The 18,068-nt window shown below is 68.1% G+C and carries 19 protein-coding genes; 8 read left to right on the forward strand and 11 right to left on the reverse strand.

Features of this window, described 5'->3' with window-relative positions; all coding sequences use genetic code 11:
- Positions 1-26: 26 nt before the first annotated feature.
- Positions 27-1,238: a pyridoxal phosphate-dependent aminotransferase gene (locus tag AC4HOU_RS25565; RefSeq protein WP_163812935.1), complete on the reverse strand. Its 1,212-nt coding sequence runs from the start codon at positions 1,236-1,238 to the stop codon at positions 27-29.
- Positions 1,239-1,330: 92 nt separating this feature from the next.
- On the opposite strand from AC4HOU_RS25565, the gene AC4HOU_RS25570 reads away from it, so the two are divergent.
- Both AC4HOU_RS25570 and AC4HOU_RS25575 read left to right on the forward strand, forming a co-directional pair.
- Positions 1,331-1,912: a winged helix-turn-helix transcriptional regulator gene (locus tag AC4HOU_RS25570; RefSeq protein WP_490725456.1), complete on the forward strand. Its 582-nt coding sequence runs from the start codon at positions 1,331-1,333 to the stop codon at positions 1,910-1,912.
- A 420-nt stretch (positions 1,913-2,332) separates the two neighbouring features.
- Positions 2,333-3,331, forward strand: coding sequence for an alpha/beta hydrolase (locus AC4HOU_RS25575; RefSeq protein ID WP_194991118.1), 999 nt, complete (start codon positions 2,333-2,335; stop codon positions 3,329-3,331).
- A gap of 27 nt (positions 3,332-3,358) precedes the next feature.
- Here AC4HOU_RS25575 and AC4HOU_RS25580 read toward each other — a convergent pair whose 3' ends face one another.
- Complete coding sequence (locus tag AC4HOU_RS25580) at positions 3,359-4,168, reverse strand: helix-turn-helix domain-containing protein (RefSeq protein WP_490725457.1); 810 nt, start codon at positions 4,166-4,168, stop codon at positions 3,359-3,361.
- A gap of 86 nt (positions 4,169-4,254) precedes the next feature.
- Between AC4HOU_RS25580 and AC4HOU_RS25585 the strand changes: the two genes are divergently transcribed.
- Entirely contained in the window at positions 4,255-5,130 is an 876-nt protein-coding gene (locus AC4HOU_RS25585) for an NAD(P)H-binding protein (RefSeq protein ID WP_490725458.1), read from the forward strand.
- 167 nt (positions 5,131-5,297) lie between these two features.
- On the opposite strand, the gene AC4HOU_RS25590 is transcribed toward AC4HOU_RS25585, so the two are convergent.
- On the reverse strand, positions 5,298-5,777 hold the full coding sequence (locus AC4HOU_RS25590) for a cupin domain-containing protein (protein WP_490725459.1): 480 nt from the start codon (positions 5,775-5,777) through the stop codon (positions 5,298-5,300).
- A 29-nt stretch (positions 5,778-5,806) separates the two neighbouring features.
- On the opposite strand from AC4HOU_RS25590, the gene AC4HOU_RS25595 reads away from it, so the two are divergent.
- The gene (locus AC4HOU_RS25595; protein WP_194990724.1) at positions 5,807-6,298 is read left to right on the forward strand and encodes a MarR family winged helix-turn-helix transcriptional regulator; all 492 of its coding nucleotides are present in this window, start codon (positions 5,807-5,809) and stop codon (positions 6,296-6,298) included.
- Between the two features lie 348 nt (positions 6,299-6,646).
- Positions 6,647-7,387: a polysaccharide deacetylase family protein gene (locus AC4HOU_RS25600; RefSeq protein WP_280499214.1), complete on the forward strand. Its 741-nt coding sequence runs from the start codon at positions 6,647-6,649 to the stop codon at positions 7,385-7,387.
- A 397-nt stretch (positions 7,388-7,784) separates the two neighbouring features.
- Here AC4HOU_RS25600 and AC4HOU_RS25605 read toward each other — a convergent pair whose 3' ends face one another.
- The 4 genes from AC4HOU_RS25605 to AC4HOU_RS25620 are packed head-to-tail and all read right to left on the reverse strand — an operon-like array spanning position 7,785 to position 12,241.
- Positions 7,785-9,200, reverse strand: coding sequence for an outer membrane protein assembly factor BamB family protein (locus AC4HOU_RS25605; protein WP_490725460.1), 1,416 nt, complete (start codon positions 9,198-9,200; stop codon positions 7,785-7,787).
- Entirely contained in the window at positions 9,200-10,558 is a 1,359-nt protein-coding gene (locus tag AC4HOU_RS25610) for a hypothetical protein (RefSeq protein WP_195021594.1), read from the reverse strand. Before AC4HOU_RS25610 ends, AC4HOU_RS25605 begins: the two co-directional genes overlap by 1 nt.
- Positions 10,536-11,852 carry an RNA polymerase sigma factor gene (locus tag AC4HOU_RS25615; RefSeq protein WP_490725461.1) on the reverse strand — a complete coding sequence of 439 codons (1,317 nt, stop codon included), beginning with the start codon at positions 11,850-11,852 and terminating at the stop codon, positions 10,536-10,538. Before AC4HOU_RS25615 ends, AC4HOU_RS25610 begins: the two co-directional genes overlap by 23 nt.
- On the reverse strand, positions 11,849-12,241 hold the full coding sequence (locus AC4HOU_RS25620) for a YciI family protein (protein ID WP_490725462.1): 393 nt from the start codon (positions 12,239-12,241) through the stop codon (positions 11,849-11,851). Before AC4HOU_RS25620 ends, AC4HOU_RS25615 begins: the two co-directional genes overlap by 4 nt.
- Positions 12,242-12,465: 224 nt before the next feature.
- Between AC4HOU_RS25620 and AC4HOU_RS25625 the strand changes: the two genes are divergently transcribed.
- A complete protein-coding gene (locus AC4HOU_RS25625) occupies positions 12,466-13,374 on the forward strand; it encodes a DUF8832 domain-containing protein (RefSeq protein WP_490725463.1) in 909 nt (302 codons plus the stop codon).
- Between the two features lie 105 nt (positions 13,375-13,479).
- Here the strand turns inward: AC4HOU_RS25625 and AC4HOU_RS25630 are convergent, their stop codons facing one another.
- On the reverse strand, positions 13,480-14,040 hold the full coding sequence (locus tag AC4HOU_RS25630; RefSeq protein WP_490725464.1) for a PadR family transcriptional regulator: 561 nt from the start codon (positions 14,038-14,040) through the stop codon (positions 13,480-13,482).
- An 85-nt stretch (positions 14,041-14,125) separates the two neighbouring features.
- Here AC4HOU_RS25630 and AC4HOU_RS25635 point away from each other — a divergent pair, with 85 nt between their 5' ends.
- Positions 14,126-14,560: a hypothetical protein gene (locus AC4HOU_RS25635; protein WP_490725465.1), complete on the forward strand. Its 435-nt coding sequence runs from the start codon at positions 14,126-14,128 to the stop codon at positions 14,558-14,560.
- 10 nt (positions 14,561-14,570) lie between these two features.
- The gene (locus AC4HOU_RS25640; protein ID WP_490725466.1) at positions 14,571-15,368 is read left to right on the forward strand and encodes a class I SAM-dependent methyltransferase; all 798 of its coding nucleotides are present in this window, start codon (positions 14,571-14,573) and stop codon (positions 15,366-15,368) included.
- Here AC4HOU_RS25640 and AC4HOU_RS25645 read toward each other — a convergent pair.
- The 3 genes from AC4HOU_RS25645 to AC4HOU_RS25655 all read right to left on the reverse strand — a co-directional run bounded on the left by AC4HOU_RS25645 (position 15,365) and on the right by AC4HOU_RS25655 (position 18,013).
- Positions 15,365-15,715 carry a hypothetical protein gene (locus tag AC4HOU_RS25645; RefSeq protein ID WP_194990714.1) on the reverse strand — a complete coding sequence of 117 codons (351 nt, stop codon included), beginning with the start codon at positions 15,713-15,715 and terminating at the stop codon, positions 15,365-15,367. The two genes, AC4HOU_RS25640 and AC4HOU_RS25645, sit on opposite strands and share 4 nt — an antisense overlap.
- A 19-nt stretch (positions 15,716-15,734) precedes the next feature.
- Positions 15,735-16,196: an ArsR/SmtB family transcription factor gene (locus tag AC4HOU_RS25650; protein ID WP_490725467.1), complete on the reverse strand. Its 462-nt coding sequence runs from the start codon at positions 16,194-16,196 to the stop codon at positions 15,735-15,737.
- A 200-nt stretch (positions 16,197-16,396) separates the two neighbouring features.
- A complete protein-coding gene (locus AC4HOU_RS25655) occupies positions 16,397-18,013 on the reverse strand; it encodes a hypothetical protein (RefSeq protein WP_195021586.1) in 1,617 nt (538 codons plus the stop codon).
- Positions 18,014-18,068: the final 55 nt, after the last annotated feature.

Genomic DNA, 18,068 nt, shown 5'->3' on the forward strand with positions numbered 1-18,068 from the left:
CTCGTCGACCAGGTACTCCTACTGCCCTACTGCCGGTAGGTCGCCAGGAACCGTCCGATGCGTTCGATGATGGCCTCGAGGTCGTCGGCGTGCGGGAGGGTGACGATGCGGAAGTGATCCGGACGCGGCCAATTGAATCCGGTGCCCTGCACGATGTGCAGCTTCTCCTGCAGCAGCAGATCCAGCACCAGCTTCTCGTCGTCGACGATCGGATAGACGTCCAGGTCGATTTTGGGGAAGGCGTAGAGCGCGCCCTGTGGCTTCACGCACGAAATGCCCGGGATGGCGTTGAGCGCCTCCCACGCGCGATCGCGCTGCTCCCGCAGCCGGCCGCCGGGCAGGGTGAGATCGTAGATGCTCTGATGTCCGCCGAGCGCGGCCTGGATCACCTGCTGGCCGGGAACATTCGCGCACAGGCGCAGACCGGCGAGCATGGTCAGCCCCTCCAGGTAGTTCGCGGCGTGCTGGGTGGGGCCCGACACCACCATCCAGCCGGACCGGAAACCGGCGCAGCGGTAGCCCTTGGACAGGCCCGAGAAGGTCAGGCACAGCAGGTCGGGGGCGAGGGCGGCGGTCGCGGTGTGGGTGCCGCCGTCGTAGTAGATCTTGTCGTAGATCTCGTCGGAGAACACGATCAGATTGTGGCGGCGCGCCACTTCGAGAATGTCGCGCAGCACGTCCTGCGAATACACCGCGCCGGTGGGGTTGTTCGGGTTGATGATGACGATCGCGCGGGTCCGTTCGGTGATCTTGGACTCGATATCGGCGACGTCGGGGAACCAGTCGGCGGATTCGTCACACATGTAGTGCACCGGCCTGCCGCCGTTGAGCGCGGTGGCGGCGGTCCACAGCGGGAAATCCGGTGCGGGAACCAGCACTTCGTCGCCGTTTTCCAGCAGCGCCGTCATGGCCATCATGATCAGTTCGGAGACGCCGTTGCCGAGGAATACCTCCTCGACGCCGACATCGGGCAGCCCGAGCGTCTGGTAGTACTGCACGACCGCCCGCCGAGCCGACAGCAGCCCCTTGGAACTCGAGTACCCACTCGAATTCGGCAGTGTCCGCACGATGTCCTGCAAGATCTCCTCGGGCGCTTCGAAGCCGAACGGCAGCGGGTTGCCGGTATTGAGCTTGACGACGTGATGTCCCTCGGCTTCCAACCGCGCGGCATGCTCGGCCACCGGGCCACGAATCTCGTACGACACTCCCGACAACTTGCTCGACTGCTTGACCTGCATGGACATCCTCTTCTCGATACGGCTGCCGCTACTGTACTTGGAAATCCCAAGTATGCACTTTGATTTTCCAAGTCCTGCGTTAGAGTGGCCGAGTGCCACGCCGAAGTTACGACCATCACTGTGCGGTGAGCCGCGCGCTCGAGGTTGTCGGGGACCGCTGGAATCTGCTGGTCGTCCGGGAACTCACCGCGGGCCCGCGCCGCTACAGCGACCTGTTCGCCGATCTGCCCGGCATCAGCACCGATGTGCTCGCCGCCCGGCTCAAAGACCTCGAACGCGACGGGATTCTCACCCGGCGCCGGGTAGGACCGCGCGCGACCACGGCCATGTACGAACTCACCGACGCCGGGGCGCGGCTGCGGCCGGTACTGGAAGCGCTCTCGGTGTGGGGCACTCCGCTGTTGGGTGAGCGCCGCAGCACCGACGCCGTCCGCGCGCACTGGTTCGCGCTGCCGCTCGGACGCGCTGTCGCCGAACAGCTTCCGGCCGGGACGGTCACCGTGCACATCGGCGAGACGACGTTCCACTACGTGATCACCGACACCGGCCTCACCCATCACGACGGTGCGGCCGAGGATCCGGATCTCGAGGTGCGGCTGGATCTGGAAGCGGTCACCGAGATCGTCAGGGGCACTCGTACGCTGGGCGATGTGCTGGCGCAGAGTCGTGCCTGAGAGGCGCAGGACGCCGAGCCGCCCGAGGCCTTGACCGGTATTTCCCGAGGCGGCGGAGCCGGTGCTCGCGGGTGGCGTAGGCACGCTGCGGCCGGCGAGCGGCAGGCCGATGTGCCGTTGAGTCCCGCGGCGTCCATGGTGATCGGCAAACGTCGCCGCGTCAGCGCGTCAAGAAGCGCTGGCTGCCTGCCTGCCGAAGGCCGGGTTTCCCGCTGCCGGGCGAAGTGATGGCGCTGCGCCGCACCGGTCTTGTGATCCGGCCCAGCCGCTTGGCCGCGACCCTTGGCGAGGTTCCCAACAAATCCCCGATCCCCGGACGCCGCAACCCCGCTCCCCTACCGTCGACCCCAGCTACAGGCTGGATTTCGGAGGTGTCCGGTGGGCAACGGCTGCGCGCGAGGTCGCGTCCGGCTGCGCGTGATGAGCGTGCTGGCATCCGTGGCCGCCCTCTGCGCCGCCGCGGATCCGGCCATCGCGATCGGCGCACCCGAGTCCGTGCCGATTCCGGACGGAACACAGCAGGCCCCCGATGGTTCGCGGATCGTCAGCATCGCCGAGGGCGCCGACCGGATGCTCGACCTGCGCGTGCACTCCACCGCGATGGACACCGACATCACCGTGAAAGTGCGGCCGGCGCCACGCACTTCCGAACCCGCACCGGTGCTGTATCTGCTCAACGGCGCCGACGGTGGCGCCGACCGGCACTGGGCCAACTCGACCGATATCGTCGACTTCTTCGCCGACGAACAGGTGACCCTCGTCGTCCCGATGGGCGGGCGCGGCAGCTATTTCGCCGACTGGCGCGCCGTCGACCCGGTGCTGGGCAAACAACGATGGACCACCTTCCTCACCGAGGAATTGCCACCCATCATCGACAGCGCGTTCAAGGGCACCGGAAAGAACGCCATCGCAGGCATTTCCATGGCGGGGACCGCGGTCTTCCAGCTGGCGTTGGCCGCGCCCGAGCTCTACCGCGCCGTCGGCTCCTACAGCGGCTGCGTGCAGACCAGCGACCTCACCGGCCGCGCCCTGATCACCGCGGTGGTCGCCAGCAATGGCGGCAACCCGGCCAACATGTGGGGCGCGGGCCGCGAGGTGTGGGCCGCCAAAGACCCCTACCTGCACGCCGCCGACCTCCGCGGCACCGCCATCTACGTCTCCACCGGCACCGGGCTCCCCGGCCCCCTCGACAACCTCACCAGCGCAGGCGACCCTCTCGGCCTCGCCTACCAACTGCTCTTCGGAGCCCCTCTCGAACAGGTCACCAACATCTGCACCCACCAGCTCCGCGACCGCTTGCGCGACTTGCAGATTCCCGCCACCTTCGACTTCCGCGACACCGGGACCCACTCGTGGGGGTATTGGGAGCAGGATCTGCATCGGTCCTGGGAGTTGTTCCGTACGGCGTTGAACGAGTGACCGCTGTCGAGCGGAGCGCCCCAGCCCCTACCGGTTCGGACTCCGGCAAGCGGTCGGCGCGGGCAGCTCGCCTCGGAAGAAGGTGGCCGGTGGTACGCCCATCAGTGACCGGAAGACGGCGGACAGGTGTGATTGGTCGTAGTAGCCCGCGGCGACGGCCACCTCTGACCATGGCGAAGCACCAGTCTGTGCGAGAACGCCGCGCACTCGGCAGATCCGCTCGAAGTGCTTGGGCGACACACCGATACCCGTCGCGAAGAGATTGCGCAGCTGGCGCTCGCTCACCGTGAGCTCCGCAGCGAGATCCGGTATCGCCGGGGCTGCGCCGCTGCCGATCACCGCGACGGCGTCCCGCAGCAGGCGACGATGGGAACGCTGCGTATCCGTCTCCGAAATATATTGCGGAAGAGCTTCTTCCAGAAACGACAGCACGTCAACTGCCGGCCGATGTGCCAACTCGTTGGCGAGTACACCTACCGCACCGGGGATATCAGCGAGGGCGAATACGCCGTCGGCGAGTTCCGCGGCGCGAACACCGAGCAACTGCCGAGTAGTGCCCGGAGCCAATCGAATACGCAGGCAGCCGCCGGGCTTGTCGGGCATCGAATACGACGCGCGAGTCTGCGGCCCCACCACGAACGCCTCGCTGCGCCCCGAAGTCTCGGTTCGCAGCACCACCGACGTCAAGGCGTGCGGGGTATAGACGAACGCCCCGTTCAGGTCGGTGACCGTCGGAATCCGCCCCAGGTCGATCAGCCACGGCCGCAATGACTCCGGCACCGGCACACTCGACTCCAGCAGGTCGAGGTTCCGCGCGAGTGTCGCTGCTCCGGTCACCCGACCACACTAGCCCGATTCCCTGCGCGGCGAGTGTGCCGAATATTCCTATAGTTCCAGGTCATCGAGCCGTCACGATGGTCAGCATGATTCTCGTAACCGGCGCGACCGGCACCATCGGCAGTGAGATCCTGCGGCAATTGGCCGCACGCGGCGACAAGGCCCGTGCGGTGACACGCGACCCCGACCGCGCCACCGTCCCGGCCGGCATAGAGGTGGTGCGCGGCGACTACACCGATCCCGCGTCCATGTCCGCGGCGATGACCGGGACCCATGCCGTCTTCCTCGTCGGCGTACTCGGCCCCGACGATATCGATACCGACCGCGCCCTCATCGCCACCGCGGTATCCGCCGGAGTACAGCGCATCGTGAAGCTCTCCGCGATAGGCACCGGCGATCCCGCGCTCGGCCGGGTCGGCACCTGGCATCTACCCGGCGAGCAGGCGGTCCGCGACAGCGGCCTGGAGTGGACCATCTTGCGCCCCAGCTCCTTTGCTTCCAACACGCTGCGCTGGGCCGATGCCCTGCGTGCCGGGCAGCCGGCACCGAACCTCACCGGTACCGCCACGCAGGGCATCATCGATCCACGCGATATCGCCGCGGTGGCCGTCGAAGCTCTGACGGCAGACGGACATTCCGGACGTACCTACACCCTCACCGGCGCCGAACTGCTCAGCGTCCCGGATCAGGCCGCGATTCTCGGTGCAGCGCTCGGCCGCGAGGTCCTCGTCGCCGACATTCCGGAGCACACCGCCCGCCGGCACATGCAGGAGGCCGGCATGACCAGCGAGTACATCGATGGCGCACTCGCCGGTCAACGTTATGTACTCGAGGGCCGCAATGCCGTCGTCACCGACGATGTCCGCCAGGTCCTCGGTCGGGCGCCGCGTACTTACGCGGAGTGGGCCGCCGATCACGCATCCGCATTTACCGCTGCCGGCAACAGGAGTGCGGTGAGCTAGCCGAAGACATACGGGTCGGCGGTCGACCACCCTCGACACGCTGCGCGAATTCGGGGTACCCGCAACACTGCCCCAGCCTCTCGGTGGCTGACCGCGAATCCGGCGATCGCCGCCGCGGTGGCCGTCGATCCGTTGCCCGCACGACCCGGTGACACAGCGGATGCTGCCTACACGCACTCCGCAGGCACCGGACCCAGCATCTCGATGCCGTGTTCATGGGCCAGGGCGAGGACCTGGTCGAGATCCGGTTGCTCCGAGCCGGCCGCGAGTGCGGCGGCGGCCCGGGTGAACCGCTCCATGACGCCTCCGGGCGTGTGTACAGCGAAAGCAACTGCGTCGGAGGATGTCTCGTTGCGAATCGTGTGCGGCGTCCCGCCCGCGAGCGGAACGACCTCCCCCATTCCGGCCCGCCGCCGGACGACGCCGTCCGGCTCACCGATGTAGAAGGTGAACTCACCAGCGAGGACGTAATAGACCTCACTGGGTTCGTGACGGTGCATGACGGGCGGGCCACCACCGGGCGGCATCGTGATCTCCACAGCGAAGAGATCTCCCCGGGTCTGGGCGCAGGTCGCCAGCACCGCGATCCGGTCGGTTCCGAGCTGCCAGCATTCAACGTTCGAGCGATCGACAGGTAGCATGTCCATATCGTCAACGATAGACAGGAGGCCTGTCGATGTCAACGACTCGGCCCATCACGGACGGCAGTCCGCGGCCCTCGAATACCGCGGTGCTGTTACGCGATGCGTTCACCGTGCTCAACGATCTGGCCCTGGCCCGCCTCGCGGCGGCGGGCCACGAGGCGATCCGCGCCGCACATGGCGTGGTGTTCCAGCACCTCGACGACACCGGCACCACGGTCAGCGCCTTGGCCGAGCGAGCGCAGATGACCAAACAGGCGATGGCCGAACTCGTCGCCCACCTCGAAGCCCACGCCTACGTCACCCGAGAGCCCGATCCCAGCGACCGCCGCGCGAAACTCGTCGTCCCCACCGACCGGGGCAAACAGGTGATCGCCATCGCCCAATCCACCGTGCCCGCCGTCGAGGAAGCCTTGGCGAGGCTCCTCGGCGCCGACGGACATCGCGAGTTGCGCGCGAATCTCGAAGCCATCATCGAGTCCGCCGACTCGCTTGCGAGCGAGGTGTTCGCTGAACGCGCTCGGTGATCCGCGCTCGCGGAGGCCGCGCGCCTCCGTCGGATGCTCGGCAGTGACGAGATCACCAATCCTGGGATGGTCGCCGCGATGCGGCTGCCTGTCCTGCTCCGATGTGCCCGTGGCGCACGGTAATCTCGCGCTGCCCGGAGTGCCCTCGGTTGGTCGGCGCGGAGTTGACTATCTGCCGGGAGTGGTCGTGCACGGCGGGCCGACCCGAGGACGAGTATCGGAAGTCAGTCGACATCACAGGGAGGAATGGTGCGGGTTCAGCGGCGGTTTTCGGCTGGCGCGGCGGGGTTCACATTCGAGCGTCGCCGGTTTCTCGCATTGGGTGCACTGGCACCGATCGCAGCCGGCGTGGCGCGAGCGGAAGCGCAGCCGCTCAGCGACGCCGGCACGGCTCATGCGTTCGATCCGCACCGATTCGCCGGGCGCGCTCCGCAGCAATGGGGCACCCATCTCCACGGCATTCACACCCACGTCGCGACCGTGCCCGGGCGCCGCACCCTTGCACTGACCTTCGACGGCTGCGGCGGGCCATCCGGCTCGGCGGTCGATCATCGGCTGCTCGACACCCTGCGCGAATTCGGTATCGCGGCAACACTGTTCCTCAACCACCGGTGGCTCACCGCGAACCCGGCTGTCGCCGCCGATCTAGCCGCCGATCCACTGTTCCGGCTGGAAAATCACGGCACCAGCCATATGCCGTTGTCCGTGAACGGCACTGCCGCCTACGGCATCCCGGGCACCACCGATCCCGCGGACGTGGTGAACGAGATCGAGACCAACCGCCGCTACCTGCGCGACACACTCGGCGCGACGAGCACCTGGTTCCGCGCCGGCACCGCCCACTACGACGATGTCGCGGTCGAGATCGCCGGCCTCCTCGGCGTCCGCCTCGCCGGCTTCGCCGTCAACGCCGACTACGGCGCGACCGCCTCCCCCGACACCGTCGCCACCCACATCCGTCACGCACCCGACGGGGCCATCATCCTCGCCCACCTCAACCACCCCGCGTCGGGCACGGCGGCGGGGCTGCGCGCGGCATTGATGACGCTGCGCGCCGAGGGCGTGAACTTCACGCATCTCGCGATGTGAGCCTGATGAATACCGCCCCCGGCAAGCGTCGGCGCCCCGATCATCCCGATCCAGAACCAGCGAGTCGGCCACATCTTCGCCGCCGTCTCACCGAAGGTCCGTTCGGTGTCCGGGTCGTAGCTCGCGTAATAGCAGCTGACCGAGCTCGGTCCCAGCTGCCACCACACCGCGGCGACCGCCAGCACCGCTACCCCGCAGATGAAGCCGAGCAGTGTCGAGACGAGGATGGTCGACTTCGTCGAACCCGATGAGAGCTGTGTCATGACCGTCATCGAACACCTCAGCAGCAGGAATGCGAGTCTCTACTGCCAGCCGTGTCCTGCCCGAGCAGCGGAAAGACTCATGTGAAAGGCACCGACGCCCGCGTTGGCATCCGTCGCCATCAGACCGGCGCCCGCTAATCGAGTGGGCGCAGCCCGAGCATCGTGCGCGGTGTGGCGAAGAGGTACCGGCCCGCGCCGCGGGCGATGAGTTCGCCGCTGCCGACGAGGGCGTCGCCGTCGCTGTTGATGGCGAGAAATGGTACTTCCCAAACGGTTTCGCCGGTGCGCGGGTCGATTGCCCAGAGGCCGGTTGAGTCGGTGAGGACTGCGACGGTGCCGTCCCACGCCTGGACCGTCCCGTAACGGTCATCGGCGGTGCGCCAAAGGCGTTGTCCGGTGCGGAGATCGAGGCCGGTTGTGGTTGTGGTCGTTGGATCGCGGAGGATGGCAGTGTGGCCGAGGATTGCGGTCGCGGCGCCCGGGTCGAAGATGGCGATGTGGGGATTTCGGCCATCGGCGGCGTCGTCCAGGGGTGGGGTGTAGAGCAGATCGGGGCTGGTCCAGCGGAGGGCACCGTCGCGACGGTCGTAAGCGGCATCGCCCAGCAGGACGGGGATCGAGTCGTCGGCAGGACGATCGGGGTTCAGGTCGTGTGCGCCGGGAGTGCTGGTGCTGGCAAGGACGCGGCCGGCGCGGTCCAGCAGATCGATTCCGGTGACCCGGTAACCATCGCATTCGGTGTTGACGCGCACGACCAGAGCATCGAATGTCGGTATGGTGCGGGAACATCCGAGCTGTGCGGTCCAGGTGGTTTCGCCGGTGCGCAGATCGAAGGCCGCGATATCGATGCCGAGGGTGAACAGGCCCTGGCCGTGGGTCACATCGAGCGCATCCCACGGGAGGTCTTCCCACGACGTCCCCATGGCGAACTGACGCGTCCAATAGGCGTCCGGGTCGGCCATGGTGCCCGAATGCACGCGCACGTCATCGGATTCGACGTCGCCCTCGGCGATGTACAGTCGGTCGTCCACGGCGGCCATCGCGAAGATCTGCCAATCGACCGGAGTGCGGGTGACGGTTCCGTCGGCGGTGTCGATACCGATGAGCGCGGCATCGTCGGCGGAAAATCCGGTGTAGCAGACCAGCGACCCGTCGACGGGCACGTCGGCACAACCGCCGAGGCCGGCCGCAGGCGCCTCCCAGCGCTTCTCCCCCGTCTCGGCGTCGAAGCCGTACAGGATCGGATCACGCAATCCCGAATCGCCGGCAACGCCGATCACCGTCGCGACGGTATCACCGGCGTCGACGAAACCCGCGCCGCCCAAATCGAATTCGGTGCCACCGGCCGGATCGCGGAATTCCGCGAACGCCTGCCCGTAGATGGCAGCGGCGTCGACCGACCATGCCAGGCCAGGCGCCGCGTCGTTCGTACCGGTGATCTTGCGGGTGCCGTCCTCCGGCTGCATCAGTACCGCAACCGCGCCTGCGCTGGTGAGAACAGCCGCGACGGCCGCGAGCACCAAGTTGCGCACGCCAGGCGCCCACGCCATTACGAGACCTCCAGGCCGGGAGCCAGCGCGATGGCTTCGAGTTGCGCCGTGGACAAAGGTTGCGCGGGGGCCTCCGCTCTCGAGGTGACCTGAATCCGGTTGCCGGACTTGTGGGTGACGATCACGCCGCGAAGCAGCTCGGTGGCCGGCACGCCCGACCGGGCGACCGCGGTCGTCGATTCCACACTCTCCACGACCGTCCCATCGGGCAGCTCCCTCTGCGTGACGACGCGATCGCCCGACTCCGACGGCCGCTGTGGCACGGTGGGCTCGCCCTGCCCGATGGTGATGACGACGCTCAGCCGCGACTGCTGCCCGTCCGCGCTCACTCGGACCTCCTGGCACACCCCGCCCGACCCGTACCCGCCGGGCCGCAGATCCCCCAGCGGGCGATCGAGAACCAGCCCATCGAGCCGGACCCCGGCCAGCACCGCACCCCACCGACGGGCCGTTGCTTCGTCGACCACCGGCGTCTGGACCTCTGACGTCGAACACGTTTCGGGCGGATCCGGCGTCCCTGCCGGGACCGGCGCGGAGACACGCACACCGGGTGTGGTGGCCACAGCGATCAACTCGTCCATGGTCATCGGGACCGACCCGGTGGGTTCACCGCCGTTCGGGGCATCGGTCGCGGTGGCGGTGACCCTGCTGCCATCCGGGACATACGCCGTCACGGTACGGGAGAGCGTGCGCACGCCATCGGTCTCCGACCATGTGTCGTCGAGGTCGATCGTCGTGCCGTCATCGAGAACACGCCGTTCGTCGAGTTGACCCGCGACGCACGGCGGAACCGGATCACCGGATCCGCGCACCGTCACCGATAACGATCCCGTGCGGTCGCCGCGCAGGATCGTGGACTGGGCGTGGGTGAACCCGCCGAACTTCGCTGCCTCGGGAGATGCGTCGGGATCGCCGAGAATCGGCTGGAAGAACAGGGACTCGCCGACCGGGACGAAGCCGAGATCGATCTCCTCCGGCAGCGACTGCTGCAACGCGGCCGACATCGCGACGGCTTTGGGCCCGGAGAACCACGGATACGCCGGGTTGTCGTAACCGAACTCGTTCACCGCGGCCCAGCCGAACAGCCCACCCTCGCCGGGTGGCTCGACCACCGCACAGCCGGGAATCTGCGTCGGATACGTCACCGGCGGCGTCACATAGGTGTGCTGCTCGGTCGGCTGCGGTGCGACGCTGGTCGTGGTCGGCGGCGCCGTCGTCAACTCGGTCTGCGGTTCGTGCAGCAGCCCACCGACGATCACCCCGCCGGCCACGATCGCCACGCACACCAGCGCCGTCGTCCAACCGCTGACCGCGCGCGATGGCGCGGCAGTCCGTTCAGCCCCCGTCGAGTCCGGCACACTCGGCTCCTTCCGATCCCGCGATTAGATCACCCCCCTCCGACAGAAACCGCCGATCCTCAGCCACAGAACGCATTCGAGCATTGAGGTAACGCTGTTCCGGAAGGCTGGTGCTGAGGCGCGCGGCCTCCGCGTAGCTCGCCAGGGCCGCGGCGCGGTCGCCGGTCATTTCCAGCAGGTGAGCGCGGACCGCGTGGGTGCGGTGGTGGCGGCGCATGGCCCGGTCGTCCAGTAGCGGATCGATCAGGGCGAGCCCCTGTTCCGGGCCGAAGGCCATGGCCACGGCGACGGCGCGGTTGAGGGTGACGGCCGGGCTGGGGGCGATGCGGTCCAGCATGGTGTAGAGGACGCAGATCTGGGGCCAATCGGTGGACTCCCAGGTGGGCGCTTCGGCATGGACCGCGGCGATCGCGGCCTGGAGCTGGTAGCGGCCGACGTGGCCGCGGGGCAGGATCGTTTCCAGGATGCGGACGCCTTCGGCGATCAGCTCGGAATCCCAACGGGTGCGGTCTTGTTCGGCGAGCGGGACGAGATCGCCGTGATCGCTGCGGGTAGCCGCGCGGGCGTGGGTGAGCAGCATGAGGGCGAGGGCGCCGGCTACCTCGTCGTGGTCGGGCACCACGCGGTGCAGTTGGCGGGTGAGGCGGATGGCTTCGCCCGCCAGGCCCGGATCCAGCAGTGCGGTGCCGCCGGTTCGGGTGTGGCCCTCGGTGAACATGAGGTGGCAGACGTCGAGTACGGCCGCGATCCGAGCCGGAAGCTCGGTTGCCGCGGGCAAGTCGAAAGTGGCTTGCGCGGCGCGTAATCCGGTTCGTGCACGGGAGAGGCGTTGCGCCATCGTGCGCTCGGGCACCAGGTAGGCGGCGGCGATCTCGGCGGTGGTCAGGCCGGCGACGGCATGCAGCGTCAACGCGACCTGGGAGGGGCGGCTCAGGCTCGGGTGGCAGCAGAGCAGGAACAGGCGCAGGGTGTCATCGCCGGTGGCCGGTGGGTCGGCGTCGGCCGCAGGCGCGAGGTCGTCATCGGCGCGGCGTGCGTGGGCGACCGATTCCTCGCGTTCGATGCGCGCGAGATCGGCTCGCTGACGGTCGATCAGCCTTCGCGACGCCACCCGGATCAACCAGCCGCGCGGGTTGTCCGGCACCCCGTCGCGCGCCCACTGCACGGCCGCGGCCTCGGCGGCCTCCTGTGCGGCGTCTTCGCAATCGCCGAGATCGCCGTGCCTGCGCAGCAGGGCGGTGAGCACGTGCGGCGCCTCGCGACGCCACACCTGCCCCACCGCCTCCGTGCTCACTGGTCGTCGCCACCCGGCCACATGGTTGGACGCAGCTCGACCGTTTCGCCGGGACCCGCGAACTGAGCGGCGAGCTGCTCGGCGCGTTCGTGGCTGTCGACGTCGATCAGGAAGAAGCCGGCCAGATGCTCCTTCGATTCCGAATACGGCCCGTCGGTCGGCAGGGGCTTGCCGTCGTCCCAGCGGTACAGCCGAGCGGACTCCGGCGTCCCGAGCGCCTCACCGCCGATCAGTTCGCCCCTGTCCTGCATCTCGGTGAGCAGCCGCTCGAAATCGGCGTTGATCCGCTCCCGCTCCTGCTCGGGCAAGGCCTGGAACTCGGGCAGGAAATCGCCGGTGGGATGCCCCCACGGCTGCGGATTCGAATGAATCAGGATCACGTACTTCATCGATGCTCCTCGGTCTGGTGCGGTGACGGACCGGTCCGGGTCCATCCTCACCCGGAACGTCGGAGCCGGGGGCACGCGAATCGACATCCCGGCCGAAATTTTTCGCCGGTCCGCTCGGTGTGATCGGGATCACCGAACCACGCGTTGCTAGATACCCCTAGGGGGTATAGGTTTGTGGCAACGGACGAACAAGCCACAGACGACGAGCGGTAAGGACGACGATCATGAGCACCACTGCCCACACCAACCATTCGGCACACACCACCCATCCCGGACCGGATGGTCATGCCACGGCTCACGCCGACCATGCGGGCCACGACGCCGCCGCACTGACGGCCCACACCGGGCACGCCGATCATGGTGATCACGCGGCCCACGCCGGCCATGCAGACCACTCAGCTCACGGCGCATCAGAATTCCCTGGCGGTCTCCTGATCACCCAGGACGGCTACACCCTCGAACTCGCCGACACGATCATCCAGCCGGGCGAGGTCGATTTCCGGTTCCGGATCATCGGCCCGGACGGCCGGCCGGTCACCGACTACACCCCGATCCATGACAAGCAACTGCATCTGATCGTCGTGCCGCGCGAGCTGACCGGGTTCTGGCATGTGCATCCGGAACTGTCGGCGGACGGCACCTGGTCGGTGCGGTTGAACCTGCCGGACGCGGGCGCATATCGGGTGTTCACCGACATTTCGCCACAGGCGCTCGGAAAGACCATCACGCTGGGCGCGGATCTGGCGGTGGCCGGCGAGTACGCGCCTCGGCCGGTTCCGGAGGCGGCCCGGAAGTACCAGGTGGACGGCTACGAGGTCGAGCTCGCGGGCGATCTCACCACCGGCGCGGGCAGCCTGCTCACCCTCACCGTGCGCAAGGACGGTGCCCCGGTCACCGATCTGCAGCCCTACCTCGCCGCATTCGGTCACCTCGTGATCATCCGGGCCGGCGATCTGGCCTACGTCCACGTCCACCCGAACGGTGAACCGGGGGACGGCGTCACCACCCCCGGCCCGGACATCTCGTTCCTCACCGCGGTCCCTGGCCCCGGCACCTACCGGCTGTTCCTCGACTTCGAGCACGGCGACACGGTCCGCACCGCGGCGTTCACCGTGCGCACCCCGCAAGGCTGATCCGAGCAGATGCTCCTGTGGACGGCGGTCGCCAACCTCCGACTACGCATCCGACGTGGGGCGCTCAGACATCTGAGCGCCCCACGTCCGCGCGAATACCCTGCGCTACTTGCTGTTCCGAGTCGCCGGCCCTTCGGAATCGGCGGCCAGCTCCTCCCAGAAATCCACGTACGCCTGCTCATGCCCGATACCGAGCTGGAGGATCCGGGCTCGCGCGACGGCGCGCACATCGCCTCCGGTGTGATCGATGGCGTCGTAGAGCTTGCGGTAGTGATCGAGCCAGCGGCGATGCTCCGCGGACTGGTGGCGGGCCAAGCCGACGACATCGTCCGGATCGCCGAGGTCGACGAAGAAGAGTTTGATCTGAGCCGGGTCCCTGGTTTCGGCGGGCGGGGTCGCGGGATCGGCGAGCCACTCGCGTAGGCGCTCGCGGCCCTTGCCGGTCAGGTGGAAGACCCGCCGCCTGCGCCCTCCTTCTTCGGCTTCCTCACGCAGCAGACCCTGTTCGGCCAAACGCACCGGGATCCGATAGAGCTGGGCGTGCGGAATCGGCCAGAAGTAGTCGACGCTCTCCTCGATGCGGGCCTTCAGGTCATAGGGGGTGAGCGGGCCGTGGCGGGCGATCAAGCCCAGCACGATGTGGTCCTGCGCTCCGAGATCCGCCATGTCGCCCTCCACACACCGATTGACACCGTCTCAGTGAGACTATACGTTCCTCCCGTTGCGACCGTATCAATGAGAGGATCCGTCGATGAGCTCAGCCGCTGTCCAACTGTTCGATAAGTGGACCGACATGTGGAATGGCGAACTCCAGCTGGTCGAGGAGATCATGGCGCCGGAATTCATCCTGCGGTACGCCCAGCCGGGCGCCGCCGACTACGACTCCATTCGCGATCGGCCGGCCTTCACCGCCCAGATCGCCCGGCTACGGCACCAGCGCCCGGATCTCCGCTTCGCGCCGCAGGGCAGTTTCGTCATCGACATGGACGAATCCGGCACCGGCCTGGTAGCCAGCCCCTACGGCGCGCGCTTCACCGCTGCCGACGGATCTGTGATCGACGTGAGCGGCACCGACATCCTCCGCGCCACCGGCGAGTTCATCACCGAAGTGTGGTCGGTTTCCGGCGGTCCGGGCGGGCGCCGGTTCTACTCTCCGGATGAGCTCGAGGATGCGGCGCGGGATTAGCATCGAAGATATGAACCTCGGCGGTTCGGCGGGTGCGGGGTGGCGTGGCGAGGAGTACTCGGCAGCCGCCGAGCATCATCGCGCGGTCGACGACTGGTTTCTGGCCCGCCATCCGCCTCGGGCGTGGGACACGGTGGTCGATCTCGGGTGCGGTACCGGGGAATTCACCGCGAAGATCAGCGCATCGGTTCCCGACGGACTGGTCATCGGAATCGATCAGGACCCGTCCATGCTCGCCTCCGCTCGGCGTCGGGCCGGCGCCAACCTGGAGTTCCTCACCGCTTCGGCCACGGATTTCGACGGCCTGATCCCGCCGGGGACGGTCGATCTCGTGGTGAGCCGCGCGATGTTGCACTGGCTGCCGATCTCGGCCTACCCGCGGGTCTTCGCCGCGGTGCACCGGGTGCTGCGTCCCGATGGCTGGTATCACTCCGAGTCTGCCGCGGCGGGAAACGCGCCAGGGGTGATCGGCCTGCTCGAGCGCGTCGCCCGCGCCCATGACCTGCGCCCGCCCGAACCGTTCCCGGAGCCGGCGCCCGTGGCCGAACTGCTCGCCGCGGCCGGATTCGTCATCCCCGACGACGGCGTGCGCGCGGTGCCGCAGCGTCGCCCGTTCACCCGCGACGGGCTGGCCGCCGTGCTGCGCACCACCGCGGCGGTCTCACTCACCCGGCAGGCTCCCGCGGCCGCACACGCGCACCTGGCCGAGGAACTCGCCGACGCCGTCGACGAATTGCGCGCCCCGGACGGCACCTACGACCAGACCTTCGTCCGGCTGGAGATCCTGGTCCACACACCGGTCCCCTAGCCTGCGGGCTCGATCCGACGAATTGTGCGCGCCACGAGGAATGCGGCGCACGTCAGGTAGATCGCGGCGATGACGAGGTCGAGGATCCCGGCGCCGAATTGCGCACGGTGGAATCGGTCGAGCGCGGCGACGGTGATGACGCCGGAACCGAAGAAGAATCCCGCGGTCAACGCGGGCAGCGCGATCCGAGCGGGCAGGAAGGCCGCGATCAGCAGCACCAGCGAGAAGACGAAATCCGGTGCGGCGAAGATATTGTCGGTGCGATAGGCGGTATCGAAGGTCAACTGGGCGATGAGCCAGGCGCTGACCGGGACGGCGGCGATCCGGGCGAACATGATCGTCGGCATGATGGACTCCTGAGGCAGCTCAGCGGTCGGGTTCGGACATCGACAGGATCGAGTCGACCAGACCCGGGAACCGGGTGCCGAGTTCGTCCAGCCGCAGCGTGTTCATGCGCTGACGGCCGATGTCGAACTGACGGATGATGCCGGCTTTGCGCAGGGCCTTGAAGTGGTGGCTGAGGGTGGAGGCGGCGACGTCGAGATCGAAGGTGCCGCACGGTCTGTCGCCGTCGGCGAGCAGGGCGCGCACGATCCGGCGACGGGTCGGGTCGGCCAGTGCGTGCAGCACATCATCGATCGCGACCTCCTCGATCGCGGGGTGGTCGGCGGACTTCCAACGCCCCAGCGGCACCGCAGCTCCGTCTCTTCGACACCTATCGAATAATGACAGCGTAGCCGCGTTCTTTTCGCCTGTCATCGAAAAGTGCGGGACAAACTTCGCGTCCCGTGCGACTTCCGCCACCAGATCCACCTGATCGGGCTGCACATCCGCATGCTCATGAGCACGCACGCGAGATCGTCGGCGCGCTCATGCGCGAACGCGACGCGCTGCGCGAGGCCGGCGTCTATCCACCGGGGGCGCCGTCCGTCCACGAACTGGCGACGGGCCAGCGGAGTGGCCGCCCTGGCCGAGCGCGCGACGATCGGCAAGCTTCGCCCTGCGACCCTGACGCCGAGGGCAGGCGGTCAGCGCTGCTTGCTGGTCCTGGCGCGACGACGTGCGGCCTGCATCTCGGCGAGTTCGCGTTCCAGCTCTTCGGCGATGCGGAACTGGCCGGTGTCGTAGATGCTGGTGGCCTGCACGACCTCGTGCAGCGCGGGTTCGGCCTCGGACGCCTTGCTCTTGGCTTTGCGCCCACGCAGCGCGCCGATCTTCGGGCTGTCCGAGGAGGCGACGGCGCTGAACGCCGGGGCCGGTTCGGGCCGGTCGATGCTCACCGTGGGCTCGGCCGGCTTCGGCGCCGCGGCCGAGCGGAATGCCGTCGATGTCGAGCGCGGCTCCGGCGCCGGAGTCTTCGCGGCGGGCTTCGACACCGGCTGGGCAGCACCGTTCGACGAGGCGCCCACCTTCGCGCTCGACGTGGCGGCAGCGCCGTTCACCGGCTCGCTCGTCTTCACCGAACGCTGCTCGGCCGTTCGCGCACCATCGGACGCGCCGGCAGCAGCCTTGCTCTCGGCCGCGACACCATTGGTGCCGGCACGCGTCGCCGAGGCCGGCGCCTTCTCGGCAGAACCGAGGAACACATCGTCGTCGAACGACACCGGGATCTTCGGCGTCGCCGGCTTGCCCGAGCTACGGAAAGCCGCCTTCGGCGCGGGCTCTGCGGCAGGCTCCTGCTCGAGCACCTCGGTCTCGGCCTCGGCGGCCTCACCCTCGATCTCCGGCTCCGCCGCCTCGGCCGGAACCTCCTCCCGCACCGCGGGTTCGGGATCCATCGACGCGGGTTGCTGCAACGCGTAATCGGGCGCGCTCAACCGGAAACTGTTGATGTCGGGCAGCCGATTGCGGATCTGCTCGGCCGGATCCGGCAATTCCCTGACCTGCTCGGTCGCCCGCGCGATGGCAAGACCGTACCGGGCGCTGACGGCGTCGTGGATGAGCAACGCGACGCCGATCATCACCGGAGCCACGGCGTGCACGGCAGCCTCGTACCACTGCGCGTCACGCACATACGGGTAGGTGTTCAGGCTGACAGTCAGGGCCAGCAGGGCGATTTCGGCGGCGGCGACCTTCTGGCGGTTGTCGACCACACCCCATTCGGCGACCTTGTTGGTGCCGATCATGATGATGATGAGGCAGACGCTGATCATCGCCTCGATCAGATAGCTGAACCAGTACAGCGGGTCGCCGGGCCCGCCGGGGGCGATGTTGTGCTGCACATTGACCGCCGACCACAACATGCCCGCCGCCACCACACCGGCCAGTGCGCGCAGCGACCACGAGCGGTGACGGTAGAGCGAGGCCAGTTTGGCGTGCGGACTGGATTCGCGCTGCTGGTTGGCGATTGCCTTGCGGGCTAACAAGAGATCTCGAATGTCGGCCTTCTCGATTTCTTCGGTGGTCTGCCTGGCACGGTCGGCGGCGGCGGCCGCCGCCTGGGCCTGTTTCCAGCGTTGTGCCCGGTCCTGGACGCGAATGCGCTCGGCGAGTTCGCGTTCGGCGCGCAGTTCTTCTTCCGACAGGGCGTCGGTGAGCGCCGGATCGAACTGGTAGGCCAGCCGGCCGCGGGCTTTCTCGACCCGCTGCGCCAGCTGTGAGACCTCGTCCTCGACGGGCTGCGCGATGGGGTGCTCGATGGTCACATCGACTCCCTGCGGCACGGATCGGAAGGCGGGCAGACGATCACACGTGGCTGTG

It is taken from the genome of Nocardia sp. JCM 38205 (assembly GCF_058222935.1).

Excerpts from the sequence above, each read along its gene's own strand:
- AC4HOU_RS25565 (WP_163812935.1), bottom strand. The coding sequence starts at position 1,238 with ATGCAGGTCAAGCAGTCGAGCAAGTTGTCGGGAGTGTCGTACGAGATT.
- AC4HOU_RS25605 (WP_490725460.1), bottom strand. The coding sequence starts at position 9,200 with ATGGCGTGGGCGCCTGGCGTGCGCAACTTGGTGCTCGCGGCCGTCGCG.
- AC4HOU_RS25590 (WP_490725459.1), bottom strand. The coding sequence starts at position 5,777 with ATGGACATGCTACCTGTCGATCGCTCGAACGTTGAATGCTGGCAGCTC.
- AC4HOU_RS25635 (WP_490725465.1), top strand. The coding sequence starts at position 14,126 with ATGAGCTCAGCCGCTGTCCAACTGTTCGATAAGTGGACCGACATGTGG.
- AC4HOU_RS25620 (WP_490725462.1), bottom strand. The coding sequence starts at position 12,241 with ATGAAGTACGTGATCCTGATTCATTCGAATCCGCAGCCGTGGGGGCAT.
- AC4HOU_RS25645 (WP_194990714.1), bottom strand. The coding sequence starts at position 15,715 with ATGCCGACGATCATGTTCGCCCGGATCGCCGCCGTCCCGGTCAGCGCC.
- AC4HOU_RS25640 (WP_490725466.1), top strand. The coding sequence starts at position 14,571 with ATGAACCTCGGCGGTTCGGCGGGTGCGGGGTGGCGTGGCGAGGAGTAC.
- AC4HOU_RS25625 (WP_490725463.1), top strand. The coding sequence starts at position 12,466 with ATGAGCACCACTGCCCACACCAACCATTCGGCACACACCACCCATCCC.
- AC4HOU_RS25630 (WP_490725464.1), bottom strand. The coding sequence starts at position 14,040 with ATGGCGGATCTCGGAGCGCAGGACCACATCGTGCTGGGCTTGATCGCC.
- AC4HOU_RS25585 (WP_490725458.1), top strand. The coding sequence starts at position 4,255 with ATGATTCTCGTAACCGGCGCGACCGGCACCATCGGCAGTGAGATCCTG.
- AC4HOU_RS25595 (WP_194990724.1), top strand. The coding sequence starts at position 5,807 with ATGTCAACGACTCGGCCCATCACGGACGGCAGTCCGCGGCCCTCGAAT.
- AC4HOU_RS25575 (WP_194991118.1), top strand. The coding sequence starts at position 2,333 with ATGAGCGTGCTGGCATCCGTGGCCGCCCTCTGCGCCGCCGCGGATCCG.